Genomic DNA, 17491 nt, shown 5'->3' on the forward strand with positions numbered 1-17491 from the left:
TCAAAAGCAGCTTGTAGACTTACTAAAAGCTCTGGTGCAGAGGTGGCAAAAGAGACTACAGTCATACCAATTACTAGCTTAGAAATCTTTAGTTTAAAAGATAAACCTACTGATGCTCTTACCAAAAAATCACCACCAATTACTAACAACGTTAGACCTGCTATTACAAGAAATACACTCATGAATGAATTAAATATTTAGTCCTAAAATTTTATAAATGACTAAGATAACACTTCATTTTAAAAGCACTAAACAACTAATAATTTCGTTAAATAACTAACGAATTAGTTATATAACTATAAAAATAGTTATATTTAAAATCAAACAGATAAATTCAAAGAAAATTATGCAGAAATTAACCTATAAAGAAGAACAAATAATGCATATTCTATGGAAGCTCGAAAAAGCATTTGTAAAAGACGTGTTGGCAGTAATTGCAACCGACAAACCACATTACAACACCTTATCTACTGTAATAAGAAATTTGGAAGACAAAGGCTATGTTAGCTATAATGCTTACGGCAAAACACATCAGTACTACCCTATTGTCTCTAAAGAAGATTATAAAAAACGTTTTATGTCTACTGCTATTGAGAACTACTTTAATAACTCATATAAAAATGTAGTTTCCTTCTTTGCAAAAGAAGAAAAGATAAGCGTAGATGAATTAAAGGAAATCATACATCTCATCGAAAACAATACATAATTATGGAATATTTACTAAAAGCATCTGCTGTAGTTTGCATTTTTTATTTGTGCTTCCAATTAGTATTAAAAGAAGAAACATTTTTTAACCATAACCGCTGGTTTTTATTATTGGGACTGGTTGTTGCTCTGGTTTTTCCTTTTATAGTTATTCCTGTTTACATTCCTATTGAAACTATGTCCTTACCTATATACTTGGTTGAACCGACAGAAAGTATTGCAAATTATACGCCTCAGAACATTGAACAACCTTTTAATTGGGTGTCTTTAATCCCAATTTTATACTTTATAGGGTTTGGTGTTTTATGTCTTCAGTTTTTGTTTCAGTTTGTAGCTCTTATTTTGTTGTTCATAAAGAATCCAAAGACTAAAGACGGTATTTATACCTACATTAAAATAAATCAAAATATATCACCTTTTTCATTTTTTAAATGGATTTTTTTTAATCCAAATAACTTTGATAAAGAAGAACTAGCGCTGATAATAACTCACGAAAAAGTACATGGTAACCAATTGCATTCTATAGATGTTTTATTTATACAATTAGCGTGTGTTCTATTTTGGTTCAACCCATTTATATGGTTGTACCGAAACAAAATACGCCAAAACCTAGAATATATTGCAGATAAGAAAACTCAAACCGTATTTAAAGACAATAAAGCATATCAGCATCTACTTTTAAAAACAAGCGTTATAAATACTACCTTTTCATTATCTAATAATTTTTATAATTCACAAATCAAAAAACGAATCGTTATGTTACAAAAATCAAAATCGAATACTAACAGAAAATGGAGATATTTACTGAGTCTTCCTTTATTGGCTACTCTATTATTAAGCATGAATACTAAGGAAATTTATATACAATCAAAAACACCTCATAAATCATTTAATCCTGATGCTTTAAACCAGAAAGAAAAAAATCCGATAAGAGTTGTTTTCACAAAAGAAACAACAGATAATGAGTTAAAAAACATTAAAGCAGACTTAATGCGTAAGGGCATAACCATGACCATAAAAAAACTAAAGCGAAATAACAAAGGGTATATTATTGCAATTAATGTTGAATTTAAAACTGATACAAGTTCTGCTAATTATAAGGCTACAGTAAAAAGTGGAATTAAATCATTTTACTTTAAAGTTGATGCTAATGGTAATTTTGGTGTTAGCATTATTAACGAAACTAAATTTGTAATTGCTGAACCCTTGGTAACAAATGGTAAAAACAATGATACTTTAAACACAAAAACTAAGGTATTTGTCTTTAATGAAGACCAAACTGAAGCTATAATCTTAGACTCTACCCGTTCTAAAATATGGATTCAAAAACATAATGAAAATGTTGAAAATTTTAAAAAAACAATCACTAAAGATTCTGTTTATTTTAAAGCTATTGACTCTTCGGAAGTAATGCGATTAACTAAGGAAAAATCTAACATTTATTATGAAGATAATAGTAATACTAGTCAGCTTTACAATAATCCCAATGCACTTACAAACCCAGGTCAGTTAAAACAAAAGAAATCTATTTATATAAACTCTGATAACACCGAACCTTTAATAATCCTAGACGGAAAGGTGCTAAAAAATCGTAAACTCATGGATATTAATGCAGATAGCATAGAAAAAGTGGATGTATTAAAAGGAGACACTGCAACTAAGTTATATGGAGATAATGGAAAACATGGTGTCATTATTATTACTAGTAAAAACAAAAAGAAACCTCTAACTTACATAAAAGTTAAAAAAGGCAAGACAAAAAAAGATGAGCCATGGAAAATAGGACGAATAGCGGTTACCAGTACATTTTACGAAGACGACAAAAACCCAAATAAAAATAGCCAACTCGCTTATATAAGCAAATACACTTCTGATGAGATATTAGATAGCCATAAGACCAACCTTAAAAAAATTGGATTAACAGTAAAATATTCTAAACTAAAAAGAAACAAAAAAGGTGAAATTACTAGAATTAAAATTTCTATTAAAAATGAAAAAAATTCTGAAAGTAGTACCACATGGCAAAACAATAATGGTATTGATGGTATAGAATTTGGTGAATCGAAAGGATCACTTATTGCAAGAACAAGTGATATGAATAAAAACTAAGTTTCATATAATTAAAAACGAAAAAGAAGCTGAAAGATGCTGTCTGAAAAGTCAATAAAATTCTAAACTGTCACATTGAGTGTAGTCCACATGCTCTTAAAATCAATATTTTATATTTCTCTACTACGCTCGAAATGACAGAAAAGAGTACTTTTTAGACAGGCTCTTTTCTTCATGGCTTGTAATTAGTTGATAACGACTTTTCGAAATACTGCAGCATTTTTCTGAGTAATCTTTAGTAAATATAAACCCGAAGCCAAATCAATATCAATATAACCTTGGACATTATAATAACGCTTTAACGCTTTACCTTCAATAGAAAGCACCTCTATGTTAACTAAATCTGAAGTTTTAAAATAAAGCTTACCTGCCGTAGGGTTTGGATGTATAGATATGTGCTGCAATTCACTTTCATTCAAATTTAGTGATTGATCCCATACTTCACCAACGTTATTTCCCCAAATGTATTCTACCAACAATGGTTCATCAATAAATGGATTTCTGTTAAACTGCCAATTATAAATGACATTATTGCGATTCATTTCAAAATCATCTGGTGGGTCATTTCTATGCCAATCTAAAAGTGTTTCTAAATCACCCAATTGCCCTGTGGTATTTGGAAATCCGTTAACTACCTCCAAGCCATTGTATCTAATTTCCATATACAAAACACTACGCGCAACATCTCCTCTAAAGCTTCCTAAGGTTCCATTAGGGCCTACGTACTGTCCGTAATGTTGATTTCCTCTAGAACTATTTTCGGCGGCATCCGCAGCTCTTAAAGCATGTGCATCAGAGTTTCCATGGCGGAGCGAATCTGCCTCAGTCGTCCAAAAAACCTCTATTCCGTCTGCGATCTCATCCTCTTCAATATCATTAAACCCACCTCTAGATCTGGGAAAAGTATGTTCACGATTCCATTTACCTGAATTATCGCTTGAGGTTTGTAAATCTAACTTTGGTCTACCTTCTTCTTTATACACCAACCAAACCTGGTTACTATTCTCTGGGTTTTGATCTGCCTCTAATAAAATATCTATAACATCGGCATAGGTCTGCGCTCTCACGGTTACAGGGTCTGCCACAATATCTTGCAAGGCTTGTCTTAAATCTGCAGCTGCCAACCCATTTAGACTATTATAATAATCGTTTGGTTGCGTACTTTGTACAATACCAACCGTTGGGTTTATAGGTGTTCCCCAAGGTGCCATCGTAAAATCATTATCTACTACCCTTACCTCAACAAAATTATTGGATGGTACAAAAGGTTCAACCAAATCTGTAAACTGAAGTTGAATAACTTCATCTCCTTCATCCTCAGCATCATCTACTAAGTTTATTGTTGTACTCGTTGTGTTGCTTCCATTAGAAATGGTAAGACTAGTGTTACCTGTAAAGTCAGCAGCATTAAAACCAAAATTATTCAGACTAATGGTAAAGTTTAAATCTGATGTTACTATTGATTCTGAAGTCAAAACAACATTAAAACTACTACCCTCATCATATAGAATCTCTGTTACGGAAATTGAAATAGGATTAATTGCGATACCAGAACCATCATTCTCTCTGCGAGGCGTGGGTGTTGCAGTTGTAAAAGTTTCGTTATCCATAGTATCTACAAATCGTTGAATAGATCTGGGGTTTGCATTTGTGCCGTTATCATTATACTGAATGGTTTCGCCCATTAAACTTAACAACATCGTATCCTCGGCATCGTTAGTACCATATACTAAAGCATCTATAAGATTTGTTTGCGTGGCTAAAGTGCCCTCCGGAAAGTCATTTACACTAGCCTCATATATACCAACAGCATCAGCTCCATTCTGTATTACATTTTCTGATATTAAAATTTGAGGAAAAGGTGAAACACCCTCACTTCCTATAACTAATAACCCATTGTTATCGGTAATATAACCACTTAAATCTATGACTAAATAACTAGAATCTGCACCATTTGAAGAACCGTTAAAGAAAACTAAAATATAGCCATCTGTAGAAAAATTTGGGATCTCTGATTTAATTTCAATAAACTCTGCTGTATCGGTACTTGGAGAATCTGGATCAAATTCATTAATCACTAAAACCTGTGACCAAGCTAAAGTTGTGAAGACTATAAGCGTAAAAAATAACAAGCTTTTCATATACAACGTTTTTACAAAGATAAATTTAAAATTATACCCTAAAATTAAAGTTTTTAAAGCCAAATTAAATCTAAAAATAGCATCTAAAACAAAATAACTTTTATCAGCGATATAAACACCCAGAAAAGATGAAATGCTCTTAAAATGACGTTCTTAAGACCAATCGCCTCTACATATTATAAAATACTTTTAAAAATGCCCTTCAAAACTTTATAAGTGTAATATTTTATTTGTTTTATTATTACAATTATAAATACAAATTAAGGAAAGTCACAAAAATTAGTAATCATTATGATTTTTTTACTTATAACTTTAAATTCAAATTCATCGATTTTATAAAAATCGTTTGGAAAATTATTTGTTGTGGATATATATTGAAAACTCAATCAATAAATTAAAACAAATTATTAACCTCTAAACCAAAACATTATGATGACATTAGCTAAATTGATTATTGATATTATTTTTTCAATATTCTAAATTAAATTCAATCTGCACACCTGTACTTAAAGCTTAAGTGTGCAAACCAAAAAAAGTAAAACTTTGTTTAATCCTGAGACGTCAGGAAAGTTTTACTATTTTTATAACAAATTGTAAACTTAGTTCTAACCCTAGTTTATTTGCTGACTAAAAGAAAATGAAAACTGCCTTTTTTAAGACAATAGCCAAGTTAAATAAGATTATCTTTCCCTGTTACTCAAAGAAACAGTTAGACTTAAGCAATGCTACTAAAATACAGCTTGCCATAATTGGCTGGCGTGCTTTTGTTACTAAAAACGCACTGGGCTAAAAAAAAGACTACCAAATAAATGATAGTCTTTATGATTTAATACTTTCTTAAAATCTTAATTACTTAGGGCTTCTATAAAACCATCATGAGCTGGTTTGGTAGTAAAGTCGTTGTTGTATAGTAATGGCCAATCTGGTTGTCCCCAAAAGTCCACTAACCACGTTTCACTATCTCTTAAGCCCCAAACGGTAAGTGCAAATTTATTTTGATTAGGAATAGCGTCATATATCTCTACAACCTCTCTCACTTTATTACGTTGCTCTATGGCTCTAGCCTCTGTTAGTTGTGATATATCGTTACCAGGATTTACTCTCACATCGAGTTCAGAAAAATGCATCTTTAAACCTCTAGACACTGTTCCATTTACCACACTTTGGATTTGAGATGCAGAAGGAAAATAAATATCTATATGCATTTGTGCACCTACACCATCAATTAACCCTTGAGCCATTAAATCATCTACAATACTAAACATCGTAGCTTGTTTATTTGTATCAAAGGTGATGTTATAGTCATTATAAAACAATAAAATGTTAGGATCTGCATTTCTTGCAAACTGATAACATTTAGCAATATAATCGTCTCCCATACGCGTTCTAAAAACAGAGTTTCTTAACGCACCTGTATTATCTTCAATCGCCTCATTTACAACGTCCCAAGACCTTATTGTACCAGAATATCTTGTGACTACTGTTGTAATATAATCCTCAATCATAGTCTCAAATTCTTCATCTGTACCAGTAAAGTTTTCTACCCAGTCTGGCACGGAATTATGCCATATGAGCGTATGTCCATGAATATCCATGTCATTAGCCACACCGTAATTAACAATAGCATCTGCCGCAGTAAAATCATAGGTGCCTTGCGAAGGATACATGATATTCATTTTCATTTCAAACTCAGCCGTAAGATTGTTAAAGTCACTTTTCAAAATTTCGTCGTGCTCATCAGTTAATCGACTAGCTTGTACTGCCATACCAATAGAAAATGAATTTGTTGCATCTTTAAGATTAGCAACTGGCGGAGTTACAACAACACCATCGTCTACAATAACCGTATCGCTAATTTCTACATTACCGTTAGGCCCTTGTATTATTAATGAAACCTGGTATTCACCAGAAGCACCGTACGTGTGCGTGGCACTACCCGAAACGTCTTGTTGTAAGGGTCCACCTTGTCTAAATTGCCAAAAACTGGTTAAACCATTTGCACCTGTAGAGGTATTTACAACGTTTATGGTAAGCGGATTTTGTTCAGAAATAGTTAGTTCAAAAGACGGTACAATTGTTGTTGCAGCATTACCACCTCCATCATCTTCTGTTTGGCAAGCAAAAAATGTAACAATGGCCATCAATAAGATGTAACTGTAACTGTGTTTCATTAAATTTTTCATAGCAAATTAATTTTAGTTTATTTTAATTCAAATTGAGACTTTAGACCTTTATCTGATCTTCCTCCAACCATAATATTAAAGGTTCCTTTTTCAACTAAATATTCTCCGTTGTTGTTAAAAAATCCTAATTCTTTATTAGTTAACGAAAATTCTACAGTTTTAGTTTCACCCTTTTTTAAAGGTACAAGCTCAAAACCTTTTAACTCTTTAATTGGTCTTACTATGCTAGCTACAGGATCGTTGATATAAAGTTGTACAACTTCTTTACCATCGTAATCTCCTGTATTTGTAATTTCTACACTTACTTTTACAGTCTCCCCTAACTTGTATTGCTCTTGGCTTAATTTTAAATTACTATACTCAAATGACGTGTAACTTAAACCATATCCAAAAGGATATAATGGGGTATTTTCTGAATCTATGTAGTGAGACCAAAATACATTACCGTCTTTATTAATAGGTCTACCTGTATTAAAATGATTATAATATATAGGACATTGACCTACGTTTCTTGGAAAAGACATTGGTAATTTTCCACTTGGATTATAATCGCCATATAAAACACGAGCTACAGCGTTACCAGATTGTGTACCTAGCTGCCAAGCTTCTACTATTGCTGGTATATGTTCTGAAGCCCAAGGTAGTGCCAATGGACGGCCATTATTAAGAACTAAAACGACATTGTTGTTTACTTTATATATTTCTTCAAGCAGTTGTTGTTGATTACCTGGCAAATCTATTTCGGTTCTACTTCTTGCTTCACCACTCTGAAAACCAATCTCACCTAATACAATTACCACAACATCAGCACTTTTAGCTACATTTTTTGAAGCATCAAAACCAGAAAAATCATCTGTATTAACCTCTACTTCATGTATAAAAGATTGTTTACCTGTGGACACCTCTGTTCCTTTTTCATAAACAAGTGTGTTGCCTTTGTAATTTTGCATACCTTCTAAAACAGATACAGCGGTATTGTCATCAGCAGCAATCCTCCAGCTACCCAGTGGGCTATTTTTATCTGCTGCTAAAGCACCAATTAGTGCTATTTTTAAACCTGACTTTTTTAGTGGTAATACATTATTTTCATTCTTAAGTAAAACGATAGATTTCTCTGCTACATCTAAAACGGCTTCATTGTTAGAAGCACTTCCTGTAACTTGTTTTTCTCTTACCTCATCACAATACTTATAAGGATCGTCAAATAAACCTAACTCAAACTTTACACTTAATATTCGGCTAACGGCATCGTCTACCAAAGCTTCGTCAACTGTTCCATTTTTAACCAATTTTACCAGCTCTTTTACGTAAAAGTGAGATTCCATATCCATATCAGATCCTGCTTTTACTGCCTTTGCAGAGGCGTCTGCATCATCAGCAGCAAAACCGTGTGTTACCAACTCTCCTATAGATCCCCAATCTGAAACAACAAAGCCTTTAAAGCCCCAATCGCCTTTTAAAATATCTCTTTGCAAGAAACGATCTCCTGTTGCTGGGATGCCATTTAATGTACTAAATGAGTTCATAAATGTACGTGCACCTGCATCTAAAGATGCCTTAAAAGGTGGTAGAACAATATTATACAATTTTGACATTCCCATATCGACTCTGTTATATTCTTTACCAGCTTCTGTAAAACCATACGCTGCAAAGTGCTTTGCACAGGCAACAATAGTGTTATTGGCATCTAAATTTTTACCCTGAAAACCATTTACTCTTGCCGTAGCAATCTTACTTCCTAGGTAAGGATCCTCACCAGCTCCTTCCATAACTCTTCCCCATCTTGCATCATGTGAAATATCTACATTGGGTGCAAATGTCCAATTTAATCCTGCGGCAGAAGCTTCATCTGCTGCTATTTTTGCAGATTTTTCTATAGCTTCCAAATCCCAACTTGCAGCCTCAGCAAGAGGTATAGGGCTTAAGGTTTTGTAACCATGTACAACATCAAAACCAAAAATTAATGGAATACCTAAGCGCGACTCTTCTACAGCTATTTGTTGCGTAGCTCGTACGGCCTTAGCACCTCTTAAATTAAGCATTGAGCCTACCCAACCATTTTTTAAATGCTTGTATTTTACTTCTTCTGACCCAGATTCTGGCAGTGGCCCAGTAAAATCCCATGACCCATTGTATTGATTCATTTGACCTACTTTTTCTTCTAAAGTCATTTGTTCCAATAAAATAGAGACACGTTCATCTAAAGACTTACTTTTATCCAAATGTGCTTTGGATTGACCATAGCTTAATGTAACTATCATTAATGCTATGACTTTAACGCTATTTTTTATTTTTTGATTCATTTTATTTTTATTGTTTTAATTTTTTATTGAAATCTTTAATCATGTATTCTATTTTTATTTTGTCTCGCTGACTTTAGTTACTTAACAAAAAATATGATAAAAAGTTTCAATGATCCTTCGGCTTGCTAGCAAAGTGATTTTTAGACATCTAATTAAGGTTCTAAAATAATCTTTTATAAAATCATTATTATTACTAACAACATCCTAATTACTGATCTAGATATATTGATTAATAATATTTTCAAATAACTCTTGTTTACCGCTCTGTAGTTCTAATTCTCCATTAGATTGAGCTATTTTATAGAGATCTTCAAGATTTAATTTACCTGCTTCAAAATCTTTTCCTTTACTAGAGTCAAAAGAGCTGTAACGGTCTTCTCTTAATTTGGTGTATGCTGAAGATTTTATAATTTTATCAGCGGTAATTAACGCTCTTGCAAATGTATCTGCACCTCCAATATGCGCGTGAAAAACATCTTCCATATCTGTTGAGTTTCGTCTTATTTTAGCATCAAAATTAATACCACCTCCTTGCAAACCACCTGCCTTTAAAAACACTAGCATAGCCTCTGTAGTCTCTTGAATGTTATTTGGAAATTGATCTGTATCCCATCCGTTTTGGTAATCGCCACGATTGGCATCTATACTTCCTAGCATACCTGCATTTGCAGCAACCGCCAACTCGTGCTGCATGGTATGCTGTGCTAGAGTTGCGTGGTTGACTTCTATATTCATCTTAAAATCTTTTTCTAAACCGTATTCTTTTAAAAAGCCTATAGCCGTTGCACAATCAAAATCGTATTGATGCTTCATAGGTTCCATAGGTTTTGGTTCTATAAAGAAGGTACCTATAAACCCTTGCGCTCTGGCATAATCTCTTGCCATAGTTAAAAATTGTCCCATATGGTCTAGCTCGCGTCCCAAATCTGTATTTAAAAGCGACATGTAGCCTTCTCTTCCTCCCCAGAACACATAATTTTCTCCATTTAGTGCAATGGTAGCATCTAAAGCAAGTTTTACCTGTCCGCCCGCTCTTGCTACAACATTAAAATCTGGATTGGTAGAAGCACCATTCATATACCGCGGATTAGAAAAACAATTGGCTGTTCCCCATAGAAGCTTAATCCCAAATTCGTCTTGTTTTTGCTTTATATAGTCCGTAATTAAAGACAAACGTTTTTCTGATTCCAAAAATGTTGGAGCTTCTGAAATGAGGTCATAATCATGAAAACAATAATAATCAAAACCCATTTTACTTATAAACTCAAATGCCGCATCGGCCTTGTCTTTTGCTGCTTGTAATGGGTCTGATGATTTATCCCATTCAAAATTTTGAGTACCAGGACCAAAAGGGTCACTACCTTGACCGCAGAAGGTATGCCAATAAGCAATTGCAAATTTAAAATGCTCTCGCATGGTTTTTCCGGCTACTACTTTATCGGCATCGTAGTACTTATATGCTAATGGATTATCAGATAGATAGCCTTCGTATTTTATTTTGTCTATTCCTTTAAAATATTCTTTATTCGACATTAATTTATGTATTTTAAAACGTTTATTAATTTTTAGTGCGCTTTTTACGGCTCTATTTTATTTATGTACTTTTTTATTGAATTTAAGTTTATGTCTGATTCTCACTAATTTATTCTAACTCGTAAGAATCTACTTAATACCAAAAAATAGAGTATCTTTTTAGATCAATTCTATTTGCAAAGCTTTTAATGACTTAATAAAAAACACAAACCAGAAAGACTCTATCAGGACTTAATGATTTGTATTTTGTTAAAATGGTTTTACTTTTTTTAAAAATTCAGACGTTATGCCGTCATTTGTTCTAATAAAGCAAAAACCTTGGGTTAAACTCAACACATTAACACCCTTAGCAAAATTAATCTTATCTAAAACAATCTCATTTGTAATATCTAAAATTGACATTGGTTCTTTATTCAAATTTTTATTTATAATTATTAATACCCTATCTATAAGGGTATTAAAAAACATTATTTTTATGAAGTTTAAGACCCAGTGCCTGTAACAAAAGACATAACATTAGCTTTAAAGGCAATAGTTCCTCCCAATCTTCAATCTGAGCTACCATCTAACATAGTCTTTTAAAAACAAGATTAAAATAATTCGTAGCTGAAATTATAAAAGTCCCATAAAAAGGGATTAAAAAAGCGGCTTTTGAATCATTAAAATATATATCTTAAAGACGAATATAAATTTAGTTTAAAGCTTTAATTAAACACATATTCAAAAAGTGCATCTTATAACACAAATGATGCATTTACATTAAATTATTATAGCATGGATGCTATCATCACCAAACAACTAACATCTTGATTTATTATTAATAGCTGCGCTATTAGTTTGCTACATTTGTTACAGCTTTTACATCATTAACTATTATTATTAAGCAATAAACTTAGTACTTTTGAAAAAAAAAATTATGAAGAAAATATTTGCCCTTTTATTAATGCTATTTTTATCGTTTTCTTGCGAGAAAAACTCAGGAAGCATTACAAGGATTACTCAAGAAGAAAGCCCAATAGATGAAGAAGATGATACGATTGATTTTTCTAACGAAAATGACGACGGTATTATGAGAGATCTATCGTCCATAACCATAGCAACGGAAATGGGAATAGGCTGGAATTTAGGAAACAGCCTAGATGTTGAAGGCCCTAATGAAACCTATTGGGGAAACCCAGCCACTACCCAAGCGCTTATTGACGAGATTGCTAGTAAAGGTTTTAATACGGTGAGAGTACCTATAACATGGCGTTTTCACCAAGGCCCAGGGCCTAATTATACTGTTGAAGAAGCTTGGTTAGACCGTGTAGAAGAAGTCGTTAATTATGTAAGAGCTAATGACATGTACGTTATAATTAACGTACACCACGAAGATACTTGGTTAATACCTACGTATGACAATGGTGCTATGGTTAAGGACAGACTGTCTAAACTTTGGACACAAATAGCAAATAGGTTTAAGGGTTATAGTGATTATGTCATCTTTGAAACTTTAAACGAACCACGATACGAAAACTCACCACAAGAATGGACTGGAGGTACCGCTGAAGGCAGGGATATGGTAAATCAGTATCATAAAACCAGTGTCGATGCTATTAGAGCCACTGGTGGTAATAATAGTTTAAGACACCTTATGATATCTACTTACGCAGCTAGCACCTTACCTGTAGCTTTAAATGCGCTTGAAATTCCGAATAATGATGAGCGAACAATGGTTTCCCTTCATTCTTATTTCCCTTTTCCATTTACCCTTGGTGGTACACAGACAACTTGGGGTTCTGATGCGGATAAGGCTGCTTTAGATAGCGAAATGGAAAAAATAAAAACAAAGTTTACAGACAATGGTAAAGCTGTAGTTTTAGGTGAATGGAGTTCTGGCAATCAAAATAATACACCAAGTAGGTTAGCACATGCTGCTTATTATGCACAAGCTGCTGCGCAACGAGGTTTTGCTAGTATTTGGTGGGATAATGGCAATAGCGGTGTTTCTAATGATGGATTAGCAATTTTTAACAGACAAAATTTCTCTTGGCCGTTTGAAGCTATTGCAGATGCAATTATACAAGCTTACGATTGATATTCTTAAATAGATTGTTTGATTTAGATAAAGCTAGCTACAAGTTATTTATATGACAAAAAAGCGTACAACTTTTAATAGTGTACGCTTTTTTTAAGTTTAACTTTTTTTCTTCTTCTTTTTCTTTTTCTTCTTTTTAACGACTTCTACAATCGATAATTCATCTATTTCATATAAGCCTAAATTAAGATATTGAAGTGCTATTTGCATATTTTCTGTTGCCGCTCTAAAACTCCAACTGTATGCTTTCCACTCATCTGTTAAAACAAAGTCCTTTGGAACATATATTTTTTTATCATTGTGCTGCACTTGGGCTTTTATCTTTTTGCCATTACTATCTGCTTTAGCCATAAATGTTAGCTCATACCTAGTTCCTCTTACAGAGGGAAAATTATTTATACTTTGAATATCCCATGTGTTATCACCAAGAAGAAGTACTAAAGCTCTTAATGATTTTTCACCTTCAAATGGACTATCTTCATTAATGGTATAAACTACATTAGCTCCATTATCAGCTAAATTTATCCACCCTTCGGTGCCTTTTTCAAGATTACCATTAGATATTAAATTCTTTACTTTACCAGTAGCTCTTACGCTCTCTATGATTTCAATATAATCAATATAAAATGTATCTATTTCAAAATACTGCAATGCTAATTCTAAGTTGTCTTCTTTAGCAACAAAATCCCAAGTGTATTCTTTTAAAGCTGATGTTAACTCTAAATCAATACTTGTGTACGTTGTATTTTGAACTTGTACCCTAATTTTACTGCCTTCATTTTTAGCTTTCGCTTTAATTTTAAAGGTGTATGCTTTTCCTTGCTGAGAAGCAAAACTCTGTAAACTTTGGATATCCCATGGGTTTGTGCCTAATTGCTGTACTTCAATTTTTAGATTACTTGATGTGTTATTTTCTACCGAAAAGATAGCTTTTGCTCCATCTGTAGCATAATTTCCCCAAGATTGTTGACCATCTTCAAAGCTTGGGTTTTGTATTAGGTTTTGACAAAAGCAATTTGCTACAGAGACTAGCATTGTTAATGTGAATATAACTTTTTTCATTATTACTATTTTTTTGTTATAACGTTATTATTTAATGGTTGTGTTTAAGGCTATAAAATTTAAAAAATCACTATTATTTGCTACTAATATGTAGGGCTTACCTTTAACGGTTATTTCCGCAAAATCTTTGACATCACCATCCATAAAAAGCCCTGTTTCTTTTGCTCCTAAGGCAGTAAACGTTGTGTCCTTGTTTCCTTTTAAAAACAATCCATGGCCAGCATCTGCGCGTGGTGTTTCTACTTCTGAGGCAAATAAATTACCACCAAGCACAATATCTTTAATACCATCCTTATCAAAATCAGATACTAGGATTTGATTGGTTGGTGCTATTTGTGCCATTTCTGGTAAATCGTATCTTTTAAATTTACCATTTTCATTATAGAATATAGCACTTTTAAAAGATGACACTTGGTAATGAATACTACTGTTTAGTTTATTTTCATCATAAACATCAATTAAAGTTGCTGTTGAAAATTCGTCATAGTTTTTAAATTTTTTCTTAATTGAAGGCATTTGTTGCGATGAACATTCTCTGCCTCTCACCGGATATTGCTTACCGTCGTTATAATAACTTAAAACAATATCGTTGGTTCTATTACCATCAAAGTCGTTGAGAAAAACATCAAAGGTTTCTTTTCCGTTTGCCTTATACTTATAATTATCTCCTAAGTTACCTGCTATAAGATCTATATCTCCATCATTGTCTATATCATTAGCGCTTAGACTGAACCACCAACCTGTTGTATCATTTAAACCAAGAGTTTCTGTTACTTCCTTAAATGAGGATCCATTTTTATTTTTAAATACTCTAACGTCCATCCACTCTCCTGTAACGGCTAAATCTTGCCAGCCATCGTTATCATAATCTAACCATTGGGCAGAAGTCACCATACCAAGTTTATTAAAACCCGATACCAATTTATTGGTTACATTCTGAAATTTAGGAAAACCAGGTTTACTTACGTTTTCTAAAATAAAACTTGTAGCTGGGAAAGGGTAATTGCCCGGAATGAGTCTTCCGCCTACAAAAAGATCTAGGTCTCCATCTTTATCGTAATCACAAGCATAGACTCTTCCGCCACTTTCAAACATCCTTGGTAATGCGCTTTTGCTTTTTGTTAACTGACCCTTACCATCATTAATATATAATCGGTCTTGTAAAAATGGGGAATTGGTTTTAAACTCATTTCCGCCACTAACAATATACAGGTCATTATCACCATCATTATCGGCATCAAAAATTAAAGAACCAATATCTTCGTGATTTCTATCTTGTAATAAAATCTTGAATTTTTGTTGCTCAAAAGAACCATCAGAATTTTGATAAAACAAACCACCAGGGTATTTTGATGCAGCACCAATATAAAAGTCATCTAACCCGTCTCCATTTAAATCACCCACTGAGAGTCCTGGACCAAACTGTGAGGTCTTATGTGGTAAAAGAATTTCGTTTTTAAAATCATCGTAAATATTTTCTTTATGCTTGTAAAGGGCTAAGGTATCTTTAAGACTTCTAAACAAAGTCTCAGCTACATTGTTATTAACCACTTTGGCTTTAGCTAATTTCTCTTCTAAAACCAAATTGGTATTAACGCTTAATTGGGTTAATGTTTGCACATTACCATTTGGCCACTTAACAACCAAACTATCTATAATATTAGCTTTACCAAGACCAAAATGAATACGAGGCGCCACAGAAGACTGAAAACCACGACTAAGCGTTAACTCTTGTAATTGGTGCATATTACCATGGTATATATGTACTTTAGAACCTAAGCCATGCGTGTTTTTATCAGTACCTTTTAAATCTACAGTAATATAATTATTAGTTTCTGAGCTGGTATTTTTAAATACTGAAACTTTACTATCAATATTATTAGTCACTAATTCTAAGTCTCCGTCGTTATCTAAGTCTACATAAACCGCACCATTTGAAAAGCCTTTATCTTCAACTCCCCATATACTGTTGCTTTTTGTAAAGGTTAAATCGCCATTATTTTTAAATACATAATTTTCTATGGCTTCACTAGGTATTCTCAGACTCTTTTTTAGCAGACTATCTTTATGTTTTTTTTCACCCTTAAGGCTATTAAAATAGTCTTTATTGTTTATTTCTCTTCGTGTGCCGTTTGAGACAAATAAATCTTTAAAGCCATCATTATTAAAGTCTGCTAATAACGGTGCCCAACTCCAATCTGTTGAAGAAACACCTGCAAGACGCGAAATATCTTTAAATTTTGGGATACCTTTATGGTTATACCCTGAATTAAGCTGCAAAGCATTTTGCATAAATTGGTAATGAAAGCCTACACGCTCCAAATTACTAAATAATTCAGGATTCATACTAGCCATATTGGCCTTAGACCTTCGGTTGGATGCTGCATCCATATCCATTTGAACAATATCAAAATGGCCATCGTTATTAAAATCTGCTATATCTACACCCATACCATAAAATGAGGTATGTGCGGTCGCATTTTTAATTTCGTTCTCAAAAGTTCCGTCTTTTTGATTGATATATAAACAATCTGGTGTACCAAAATCATTAGAAATATAAAGATCTGGCCAACCATCTTCATTTAAATCTGAAGCGGTTACACTTAAGGATAGACTATATAATTTTACTCCAGAAGCTTCAGTTATTTTGGTAAATCGACTGCCATCGTTTCGGTAAAGATTATCGGTTTCTAAAGCGGTTACTCTATCCATTCGCATCTTATAATTATAACTATTATATTCAAATGGTGTAATTGGGTAATTAGCGACATAAACATCTAAATCGCCATCATTATCAAAATCAAAAAAAGTAGCATCTACACTGTTACCTTCATCGTCTAAACCAAAACTGGCAGCTTGTTCTTCAAATGTATTATCGCCTTTATTAATAAACAGTTGATTTTTCTTATTGCCAGATTGGCCAGCAACAAGACAATAAATATCCATTAACCCATCGCCATTAACATCTGCCATGACTGTACCAGTATACCAACGCTTATCGCCTTTAATACCAGAATCTATCGTAATATCTTTAAACTGTAAATTTCCGTTATTGAGGTACAGTTTATTCTCTACCCTATTACCAGTAAAAAAGAGATCCGTTAAACCATCGTTGTTAATATCGCCTGCTGAAACACCTCCGCCCATATAGATGTATGGGTAGGTAAAGTAATTTAAGGTATCGTTTTCTACTAAGGTATTTTCAAAATTTATATTAGTATCTTCTGGTTTTAACTGAAAGAATATTTTTTCTTCATGCGTCTTAACAACTTCTGTTTGTTGGACTTCATTACTACAACCAAAAAGCATTAAAACAGCAGTTATACCTAAAATATTTCTAATCATTGCATTGTAAGTTTTTATTATAAAGATAAAAAA

The 17491-nt window shown here is 32.9% G+C and carries 11 protein-coding genes and 1 pseudogene; 4 read left to right on the plus strand and 8 right to left on the minus strand.

Going from position 1 to position 17491, the window contains the following annotated elements:
* Positions 1–182: pseudogene (locus Q0800_RS09325) on the minus strand (sodium:calcium antiporter); the annotation flags it as partial.
* Between the two features lie 164 nt (positions 183–346).
* On the opposite strand from Q0800_RS09325, the gene Q0800_RS09330 reads away from it, so the two are divergent.
* Positions 347–706 carry a BlaI/MecI/CopY family transcriptional regulator gene (locus Q0800_RS09330; RefSeq protein WP_299129095.1) on the plus strand — a complete coding sequence of 120 codons (360 nt, stop codon included), beginning with the start codon at positions 347–349 and terminating at the stop codon, positions 704–706.
* A 2-nt stretch (positions 707–708) separates the two neighbouring features.
* Positions 709–2814: a M56 family metallopeptidase gene (locus Q0800_RS09335; protein ID WP_299129096.1), complete on the plus strand. Its 2106-nt coding sequence runs from the start codon at positions 709–711 to the stop codon at positions 2812–2814.
* Between the two features lie 185 nt (positions 2815–2999).
* Here the strand turns inward: Q0800_RS09335 and Q0800_RS09340 are convergent, their stop codons facing one another.
* The gene (locus Q0800_RS09340; RefSeq protein ID WP_299129097.1) at positions 3000–4955 is read right to left on the minus strand and encodes an endonuclease; all 1956 of its coding nucleotides are present in this window, start codon (positions 4953–4955) and stop codon (positions 3000–3002) included.
* Between the two features lie 637 nt (positions 4956–5592).
* Here Q0800_RS09340 and Q0800_RS09345 point away from each other — a divergent pair.
* Complete coding sequence (locus Q0800_RS09345) at positions 5593–5745, plus strand: SsrA-binding protein (RefSeq protein WP_299129098.1); 153 nt, start codon at positions 5593–5595, stop codon at positions 5743–5745.
* Between the two features lie 55 nt (positions 5746–5800).
* On the opposite strand, the gene Q0800_RS09350 is transcribed toward Q0800_RS09345, so the two are convergent.
* The 4 genes from Q0800_RS09350 to Q0800_RS09365 all read right to left on the minus strand — a co-directional run bounded on the left by Q0800_RS09350 (position 5801) and on the right by Q0800_RS09365 (position 11391).
* On the minus strand, positions 5801–7138 hold the full coding sequence (locus Q0800_RS09350; RefSeq protein WP_299129099.1) for an endo-1,4-beta-xylanase: 1338 nt from the start codon (positions 7136–7138) through the stop codon (positions 5801–5803).
* A gap of 17 nt (positions 7139–7155) precedes the next feature.
* The gene (gene bglX / locus Q0800_RS09355; protein ID WP_299129100.1) at positions 7156–9441 is read right to left on the minus strand and encodes a beta-glucosidase BglX; all 2286 of its coding nucleotides are present in this window, start codon (positions 9439–9441) and stop codon (positions 7156–7158) included.
* Positions 9442–9657: 216 nt separating this feature from the next.
* A complete protein-coding gene (xylA, locus tag Q0800_RS09360; protein ID WP_299129102.1) occupies positions 9658–10974 on the minus strand; it encodes a xylose isomerase in 1317 nt (438 codons plus the stop codon).
* A gap of 249 nt (positions 10975–11223) precedes the next feature.
* Positions 11224–11391: a hypothetical protein gene (locus tag Q0800_RS09365; RefSeq protein WP_299129104.1), complete on the minus strand. Its 168-nt coding sequence runs from the start codon at positions 11389–11391 to the stop codon at positions 11224–11226.
* Positions 11392–11890: 499 nt separating this feature from the next.
* Between Q0800_RS09365 and Q0800_RS09370 the strand changes: the two genes are divergently transcribed.
* Positions 11891–13051, plus strand: a complete 1161-nt coding sequence (locus Q0800_RS09370) for a glycoside hydrolase family 5 protein (protein WP_299129106.1) — start codon at positions 11891–11893, stop codon at positions 13049–13051.
* A gap of 99 nt (positions 13052–13150) precedes the next feature.
* Here Q0800_RS09370 and Q0800_RS09375 read toward each other — a convergent pair whose 3' ends face one another.
* Entirely contained in the window at positions 13151–14113 is a 963-nt protein-coding gene (locus Q0800_RS09375) for a carbohydrate binding domain-containing protein (protein ID WP_299129107.1), read from the minus strand.
* A 27-nt stretch (positions 14114–14140) separates the two neighbouring features.
* Positions 14141–17458 carry an FG-GAP-like repeat-containing protein gene (locus Q0800_RS09380; protein WP_299129108.1) on the minus strand — a complete coding sequence of 1106 codons (3318 nt, stop codon included), beginning with the start codon at positions 17456–17458 and terminating at the stop codon, positions 14141–14143.
* Positions 17459–17491: the final 33 nt, after the last annotated feature.

This window comes from uncultured Winogradskyella sp., from assembly GCF_937958655.1.
In the GTDB taxonomy this organism is placed as follows: Bacteria; Bacteroidota; Bacteroidia; order Flavobacteriales; family Flavobacteriaceae; genus Winogradskyella.